The organism is Streptomyces sp. NPDC052079 (assembly GCF_040680275.1).
GTDB lineage: Bacteria > Actinomycetota > Actinomycetes > Streptomycetales > Streptomycetaceae > Streptomyces.
Genome location: NZ_JBFAWL010000001.1, coordinates 647,354 through 654,126, shown reverse-complemented (window position 1 = coordinate 654,126; position 6,773 = coordinate 647,354). Strand labels below are relative to the sequence as shown.

The 6,773-nt window shown below is 71.9% G+C and carries 7 protein-coding genes; 1 reads left to right on the top strand and 6 read right to left on the bottom strand.

Annotated features, from left to right (window positions below; genetic code table 11):
- Window positions 1-157: 157 nt before the first annotated feature.
- The 4 genes from AB0L56_RS03160 to AB0L56_RS03145 all read right to left on the bottom strand — a co-directional run bounded on the left by AB0L56_RS03160 (window position 158) and on the right by AB0L56_RS03145 (window position 3,706).
- A complete protein-coding gene (locus AB0L56_RS03160) occupies window positions 158-481 on the bottom strand; it encodes a hypothetical protein (protein ID WP_361029179.1) in 324 nt (107 codons plus the stop codon).
- The gene (locus AB0L56_RS03155) at window positions 478-846 is read right to left on the bottom strand and encodes a WhiB family transcriptional regulator (protein ID WP_125504338.1); all 369 of its coding nucleotides are present in this window, start codon (window positions 844-846) and stop codon (window positions 478-480) included. Before AB0L56_RS03155 ends, AB0L56_RS03160 begins: the two co-directional genes overlap by 4 nt.
- Window positions 847-1,019: 173 nt before the next feature.
- Window positions 1,020-1,337 carry a hypothetical protein gene (locus tag AB0L56_RS03150; RefSeq protein WP_361029182.1) on the bottom strand — a complete coding sequence of 106 codons (318 nt, stop codon included), beginning with the start codon at window positions 1,335-1,337 and terminating at the stop codon, window positions 1,020-1,022.
- A gap of 164 nt (window positions 1,338-1,501) precedes the next feature.
- Window positions 1,502-3,706, bottom strand: a complete 2,205-nt coding sequence (locus AB0L56_RS03145) for an ATP-dependent DNA helicase UvrD2 (RefSeq protein ID WP_365418302.1) — start codon at window positions 3,704-3,706, stop codon at window positions 1,502-1,504.
- A 215-nt stretch (window positions 3,707-3,921) separates the two neighbouring features.
- Here AB0L56_RS03145 and AB0L56_RS03140 point away from each other — a divergent pair, with 215 nt between their 5' ends.
- The gene (locus AB0L56_RS03140; protein ID WP_037937849.1) at window positions 3,922-4,164 is read left to right on the top strand and encodes a mycoredoxin; all 243 of its coding nucleotides are present in this window, start codon (window positions 3,922-3,924) and stop codon (window positions 4,162-4,164) included.
- A gap of 85 nt (window positions 4,165-4,249) precedes the next feature.
- Here AB0L56_RS03140 and nudC read toward each other — a convergent pair whose 3' ends face one another.
- A complete protein-coding gene (gene nudC, locus AB0L56_RS03135) occupies window positions 4,250-5,194 on the bottom strand; it encodes an NAD(+) diphosphatase (RefSeq protein WP_361029188.1) in 945 nt (314 codons plus the stop codon).
- 165 nt (window positions 5,195-5,359) lie between these two features.
- Window positions 5,360-6,772 (bottom strand): dipeptidase, encoded by a 1,413-nt coding sequence (locus tag AB0L56_RS03130; RefSeq protein ID WP_361029191.1) that lies wholly within the window; start codon window positions 6,770-6,772, stop codon window positions 5,360-5,362.
- Window position 6,773: the final 1 nt, after the last annotated feature.

Sequence of the window (6,773 nt, the reverse complement as noted above, 5' to 3'; positions counted from 1 at the left end):
TTGCCCCCCCCCCCCCCCCGCCCGCGCCCCCCCCCCCCGGGGGCGCCCGCCCCCCCCCCCCAGCCCGGGGGGGGGGCGGCGCCGGCCCCCCCCCCCCCCCCCCGCGGGGGTGAGCTGGGCCTCCGGCTGGGTGAGGCCATCGCTTCGGTCGGGTCGGTTACTGCATGACCGCCATGGCGAGCGCGCGGCGGGCGCGCAGGGAGGCGCGCTCGGCCCGGCGCTGCATCCGGCGTGCGGTCACCAGGCCTGCGGCCTGGCGCTCCTGTTGCGCCTCGTGCAGTCGGTCGCGCATATGCGCGCGAGCCAGGGCTTCTGGGATGAGTTGCATCTCTCGGGTCCTGTTCTGGCGCGAGTCGTTCGCGCCGCTGGTGGTGAAGTCTTCGGTCGCGGAGCCGGCGGGCTCGTGAGTGGACGGCATCATCGGGGCCTGCTTCTGGGGGTCGTGCGTCAGGGGGCGGTCGATCGTTCCTCGGGTGTTCATGCCGTGACCGGGTTCTTGCGCGGGCGGCCACGCGGCCGCTTCCGGGCGACGACAACTCCCTGGACGAACAGCTCGCCACCCCAGACGCCCCAGGGCTCACGCCGCTCCTTGGCGCCGGCGAGGCAGGCCTCGATCAGCGGGCAGGTGCGGCAGAGGGACTTGGCGTACTCGACGTCCGCGGGCGACTCGGCGAAGAAGACCTCCGGGTCGTAGGAGCGGCAGGGGACGGGCACGCCGAGGTTCTCGATGGCGTCGTCGAGCGCGGTGAGCGCGGTGAGCGGAGTCAAGGTCGGGTCCTCCGTGGAGCCGGGCTTGGGGATCGTGTCGGAAGGCGGTACGGACGGGGCGTGCGCTTCGAGTTGCACGGTTCGTCTTCCTCGTCTGGTCGTTTCCGGTCGGTTGACCGGGTGGCGGCTGGTACCGGGTTCTTTTCTTGTCCCGAGGCGCCTTCGCTTCGTCGTCCACGTTGCTGGACAAACAGAAGGGCCGCGGATCCCGGATGGGGTTCCGCGGCCCTGAAGGCGCCGGCCTGATCACATCAGGCTGGATCACTCCAGGGTTCTGGCCCACGGAAGGCCCACATCAGGTGGTGCTGCGTCGTCTGCTTCCGGAATCCGGCACCAGCCGCCGCAAAGGCATAGGCCTGCGCCTGTGCCACTACTGCTGCTTCCAGTGCCTTGGTCGGTCGCTCATCGCGCTCACGGACGACAAGGCCCGCGGGAGCGACGGAGGACGCCGGACGCACGGCACGGAGGCCGGACAGACCGGTGCCCTGGTTCGAGGCGCCGGGAATGCACAGGGAGACGGCCGAGCGATCGGTCAGTTTGACAATGGAGCTGGTGTTGATGCTGATCACTGGACTCGCCTCCTCTCGGCGTCTCGGGGGACTGGGGTGAACCAGTCCGCGGATATGCAAGTACATCACGGATCCAGGGCCTTGGAGAAGGCCGCTGTCCCCGTGCCTAAGAACCTATGGGGATTCCCGGGGCATGCGCAAACTATTTTCTCGACGAGTTCGCATCAGTCCGGATCTTGCTCCTCGGCAACGTCACGGCCTGCGCAGATGGCCAGAACATCGGCCCCGTAGCGGCCCAGCTTGCGCATCCCCACCCCGGGGATGCGCGCGAGACCCTGCTCGTCGTCGGGGACCGTCTCGGCGATGGCGATCAGCGTCTTGTCGGTGAAGACGCAGAAGGCCGGCTGTCCGCTGCGACGCGCCTGGTCCGCGCGCCAGTCCCGCAGCCGCTCGTAGACCCCCTCGTCCATGTCGGAGGGGCAGTCCTCACAACGCATCAGCTTCATCTCGCCCCCGTCGGTCAGCGTGCGACCGCAGACCCGGCAGCGGGCGGGGCTGCGCCTCCCCCGTCTCGGGCTCGGTGCGGCCGGGGCCGTTGCGGCGCCGAAGGAACCGTGCTCCACACCTCCGGTGCCGGCCGCACCGCCGCGGCCCGCGGCGCCCGACCCGGGGCGCAGCCCGGCGAGGAATGGGCTGGGGCGGCGGTTCGGACGGCCGCCGGGCGAGCGGGAGAGCGCCCAGGAGAGATGGAGGCGCTCGCGGGCGCGGGTGACCCCGACGTAGAGGAGGCGGCGCTCCTCCTCGATCTGCTCGTCCGTCTTTGCGTAGGTGATCGGCATCATCCCCTCGGCGACGCCGACCAGGAAGACGACGTCCCACTCCAGGCCCTTGGCCGAGTGCAGGGAGGCGAGGGTGACCCCCTGCACCGTCGGGGCGTGCTGGGCACCGGCCCGTTCGTCGAGTTCGCTCACGAGGTCGGCGAGCGTGACGCCGGGCCGGGCACCGGCGAAGTCCTGCGCCAGATGCACGAGAGCGGCCAGTGACTCCCAGCGCTCCCGGACCGCTCCCGAGCCGGTTGGCGGCTGCGCCGTCCAGCCTTCGCCGGAGAGCACGGCACGCACCTGGGAGGGCAGGTCGGGGGCGTCGTCGAGGAGTGCGTCGTTGCCGCCGAAGCGGGCCCCGGCGCGCAGGGCGGCGATCGCCTTGCGCACCTCGGGGCGGTCGAAGAACCGCTCGGCGCCCCGCAGCTGGTAGGGCACCCCGGCATCGGCGAGGGCCTGCTCATAGGTCTCGGACTGGGAGTTCGTACGGAACAGCACGGCGATCTCGCTCGCCGGGACGCCCGCGTCGACGAGCTCTCGGATGCGGCGGGCGGCACCCTCGGCCTCGGCGGGCTCGTCGGCGTACTCGGTGAAGACCGGCTCGGTCCCCGCGGCTCGCTGCGAGACGAGCTCGAGCCGGTGGCCGGCGGCGCGGCCGCTGGCCTGGGCGAGCAGCCCGTTGGCCAGACGCACGACCTGGGGGGTCGAGCGGTAGTCGCGGACCAGTTTGACGACGGTGGCTCCGGGATGGCGGGTGCGGAAGTCGAGCAGATAATCGGGGGTTGCTCCCGTGAAGGAGTAGATGGTCTGGCTGGCGTCGCCGACCACGCACAGGTTCTCCCGGTCGCCGAGCCACAGTTCCAGCAGGCGCTGCTGGAGGGGGCTGACGTCCTGGTACTCGTCGACGACGAAATGCTGGTACTGGGCGCGGACCTGCTCCGCGATGTCCTGCCGGTCCTGCAGGACGGCCACCGTCAGCAGCAGGACGTCCTCGAAGTCGATGACCGTGCGCTCACGCTTGAGGTCCTCGTAGGCGGAGTAGAGCTGGGCGATCTCGGCGGGGTCCCGGGGGGTCTCCCGGCCTGCCTTGGCGGCGGCGGCCGCGTAGTCCCCCGGGACGGTCTGGGTGACCTTCGACCATTCGATCTCGGCGGTGACGTCCCGTAGCTCGCCCCGGTCGAGCCGGATGCGGCAGGCGGCGGCCGCGTCGGCCACCAGCTGGATCTTGCGGTCGACGAGCCGGGGCAGGGAACCGCCGATCGCTTTCGGCCAGAAGTACTGGAGCTGGCGCAGCGCGGCGGAGTGGAACGTGCGTGCCTGGACCCCGACCGCGCCGAGCTGGCGGAGCCGGCCGCGCATCTCCCCGGCGGCGCGGTTGGTGAAGGTGACGGCGAGCACACTGGAGGGCTGGAGGATCCCGGCGCGCACCCCGTAGGCGATCCGGTGGGTGATCGCCCGGGTCTTGCCGGTGCCCGCGCCCGCCAGCACGCACACCGGTCCGTGCAGGGCGGTGGCCACGGCCCGCTGCTCGGGGTCGAGCCCTTCGAGCACCGCGTCGGCCGAGTCCGGTGCCTGCGGGAAGAGGGGGGAGTGCGTTGCTGCTGTCACATGGCCATGCTGCCAGGTCCCCGGGGACAGGTGAGCCGGTTGTCCACAGGGAGGACCTCGCAGTCATATGAATGCGGCAGGCGTCACTCCCGTCCGTGCGGCAGGCGTCACTCCCGGACGTCGGCGGCGCACCGGCCCTCGGGAATGCCTGCGCTTTCAAGTACGTTCCCAGGACAACGAGGACTTCCCCGAGCCGCCGAAGGAGCGCGAGAGGCATGCAGGGCACTGTGACGATGTACAGCACCACGTGGTGCGGCTATTGCCGCCGGCTGAAGAGCCAGCTGGACCGTGAGGGCATCGCGTACACCGAGATCAACATCGAGCAGGACCCCGAGTCCGCGGCCTTCGTGGAGAAGGCGAACGGCGGCAACCAGACGGTGCCGACCGTGCTCTTCGCCGACGGCTCCACGCTCACCAACCCGTCGCTCGCGCAGGTCAAGCAGAAGGTCGGCGTCTGAGCGGTCCGGCCCCGAAGAAGCGGGGTGGCCGTCCCTTACCGGGACGGCCACCCCGCTTCTTCATGTCATGCGGGCGGGCGCCGGGTCAGAAGGCGCCGCGGGTCGGGAGTTCCTTGCCGTACCAGCGCTCGATCAGCCGGGCGGCGATCGAGATGCCGTACGGCGGGAGCACCTCGCCGGACTCGAAGGCGGCGGCGAGTTCGTCGCGGGAGAACCAGCGGGCCTCGTGGATCTCGTCGCCGTCGACGTTGATCTCGGTCGTGGTGGCGTGGGCGGTGAAGCCCAGCATGAGGCTGGAGGGGAAGGGCCAGGGCTGGCTGGCGACGTACTCGACCTCGCCGACGCCGATGCCGACCTCCTCGTGGACCTCGCGGCGCACCGACTGCTCGATGGACTCGCCCGGCTCGACGAATCCGGCGAGCGTCGAGAAGCGGCCCTCCGGCCAGTGGACCTGGCGTCCGAGCAGGATGCGGTCGTCCTCGTCCACAACGGCCATGATCACCGCGGGGTCGGTGCGCGGGTAGTGCTCGGCACCGCAGGCCGGGCAGCGCCGGACGTGGCCGGCGGCGGCGATGACGGTGCGCTCGCCGCAGCGGGAGCAGAAGCGGTGCAGCCGCTGCCAGTTCTCCAGGGCGACTGCGTGCACCATCAGGCCCGCCTCGCGCGGCGACAGAAGCAGCCCCGCCTCGCGCAGGCCCGCCGGGCGGGCGGAGTCGTCCATGCGGCCGGGCAGGGAGTCCTTCTGGAGGGCGAAGTAGCTGACGCCGTCCTCGTCGATGCCCAGGAAGTAGCGGTGTGCCTCGGTGAGCGGGGCCTCGAAGGTCGGCGTCATGACGAGTTCGGTACGCCCGTCCGCCGTCTCGTCGATGAGGACCTGGCCGCCGGAGACCACGAAGCAGCGGGTCGAGGGGTGGCTCCATGCCGCCGCGAGCCATGCCTCGTCGAGCCGGTGGTGGGCGGCGCGGTCGATGCCGCTCGGCACGGTGAGTGAGATGGGGCGGTCGGCGGTGTGGTCGGTCCAGGTGGTCACGGGTGCTTCCAACTCCCCCGGTGGAACGGATTGGGTCGGCGGGCGGTTCGGCGGACATGCGGCGGTGGGAGGGACCGGATCCGGCGGGGCGAGGCGAAGGCCCCTTCCAGTGTGCCCCGCGCAGTGTGCCCCGCGCGGGCGTCGGTTCCGGACGGAGTGCGGTGGTCAGGGGGCGTGCCGCCAGTGCTCGGCGAGGTCGCCCCACAGGTACGCGCTGGTCTCGACGCCCTTGAGGAGCAGGTCCAGCTCGACCTTCTCGTTGGGGGCGTGCCAGCCGTCGGACGGGACGGAGATGCCGAGGAAGAGGACGGGTGCGCCGAGGACGTCCTGGAGGTCGGCGGCCGGTCCGGAGCCTCCCTCGCGGGTGAACAGGACGGGCCGGTCGAAGGCGCGGCCCATCGCCCGGACCAGGGACTGCAGGGCGGGGTGGTCCAGCGGGGTCAGGCAGGGGCGGGTTGCGGAGCCGAAGGTGATCTCGTGGCGGATGCCGTCGGGGACCTGTCCGGGCACCCAGGCGCGGACGGCCTGCGCCACATGCTCCGGGTCCTGGCCGGCGACCAGCCGGAAGGACAGCTTCACCATGGCGGAGGAGGGGATGATCGTCTTGCTGCCGGGACCCTGGTAGCCGCCGCCAACGCCGTTGACCTCGGCCGTCGGGCGCGCCCAGACGCGCTCCAGGGTGCTGTATCCGGCCTCGCCCCAGGTGCCGTGCGACTTGGCGGTGCGCAACCACTGCTCCTCGTCGAAGGGCAGCGCGGCGATGAGTTCGCGTTCCCGGTCGGTGAGGCCCACGACACCGTCGTAGAAGCCCGGGACCGCCACGCGCGCGTGGTCGTCGTGCAGGGCGGCCACCAGGCGGGCGGCGGCGGTGGCCGGGTTGGGCACCGCGCCGCCGAAGGAACCGGAGTGGATGTCCTGGTCGGGTCCGTACAGCCGGATCTCGCACTCGGCGAGGCCGCGCATGCCGGTGCACACGGTGGGGGTGTCCTCGGACCACATGCCAGTGTCGGACACGATCACGGCGTCGGCGGCGAGCCGGTCCGCGTGCTGTTCGACGAGCGCCCGGAAGTGCGGGGAGCCGGACTCCTCCTCGCCCTCGATCAGCAGCTTCAGATGGACGGCCGGGGTGGTGCGGCCGGTGGCGGCGAGGTGGGCGCGGACGCCGAGGGTGTGGAAGAGGACCTGGCCCTTGTCGTCGGCCGCACCGCGCGCGTAGAGGCGGTTGTCGCGGACGACGGGTTCGAAGGGCTCGCTGTCCCAGCCGTCCTGGTGGGCGGCGGGCTGTACGTCGTGGTGGCCGTAGACCAGCACGGTGGGGGCCTCCGCGTCGGCGGAGGGCCACTCGGCGTAGACGGCCGGGGCGCCGGGGGTGTGCCAGACCTCTGCGGTCGGGAAGCCGGTCTCCTTGAGTTTCGCGGCGAGCCAGTCGGCGCTGTGGCGCACATCGGGCGCGTGGTCGGGCTGGGCCGAGACGGACGGGATGCGCAGCCACTCGGTGAGATCGTCGAGGAAGGCGACGCGGTGCTGTGCGATGTACGTGCGGACGGCGCTGACGGCACTGTCAACGGGCTGGCTCATG

Bases quoted from the DNA above. Each gene is read 5' to 3' on its own strand.
- AB0L56_RS03140 (WP_037937849.1), top strand. From the start codon at position 3,922: ATGCAGGGCACTGTGACGATGTACAGCACCACGTGGTGCGGCTATTGC.
- AB0L56_RS03130 (WP_361029191.1), bottom strand. From the start codon at position 6,772: ATGAGCCAGCCCGTTGACAGTGCCGTCAGCGCCGTCCGCACGTACATC.
- AB0L56_RS03160 (WP_361029179.1), bottom strand. From the start codon at position 481: ATGAACACCCGAGGAACGATCGACCGCCCCCTGACGCACGACCCCCAG.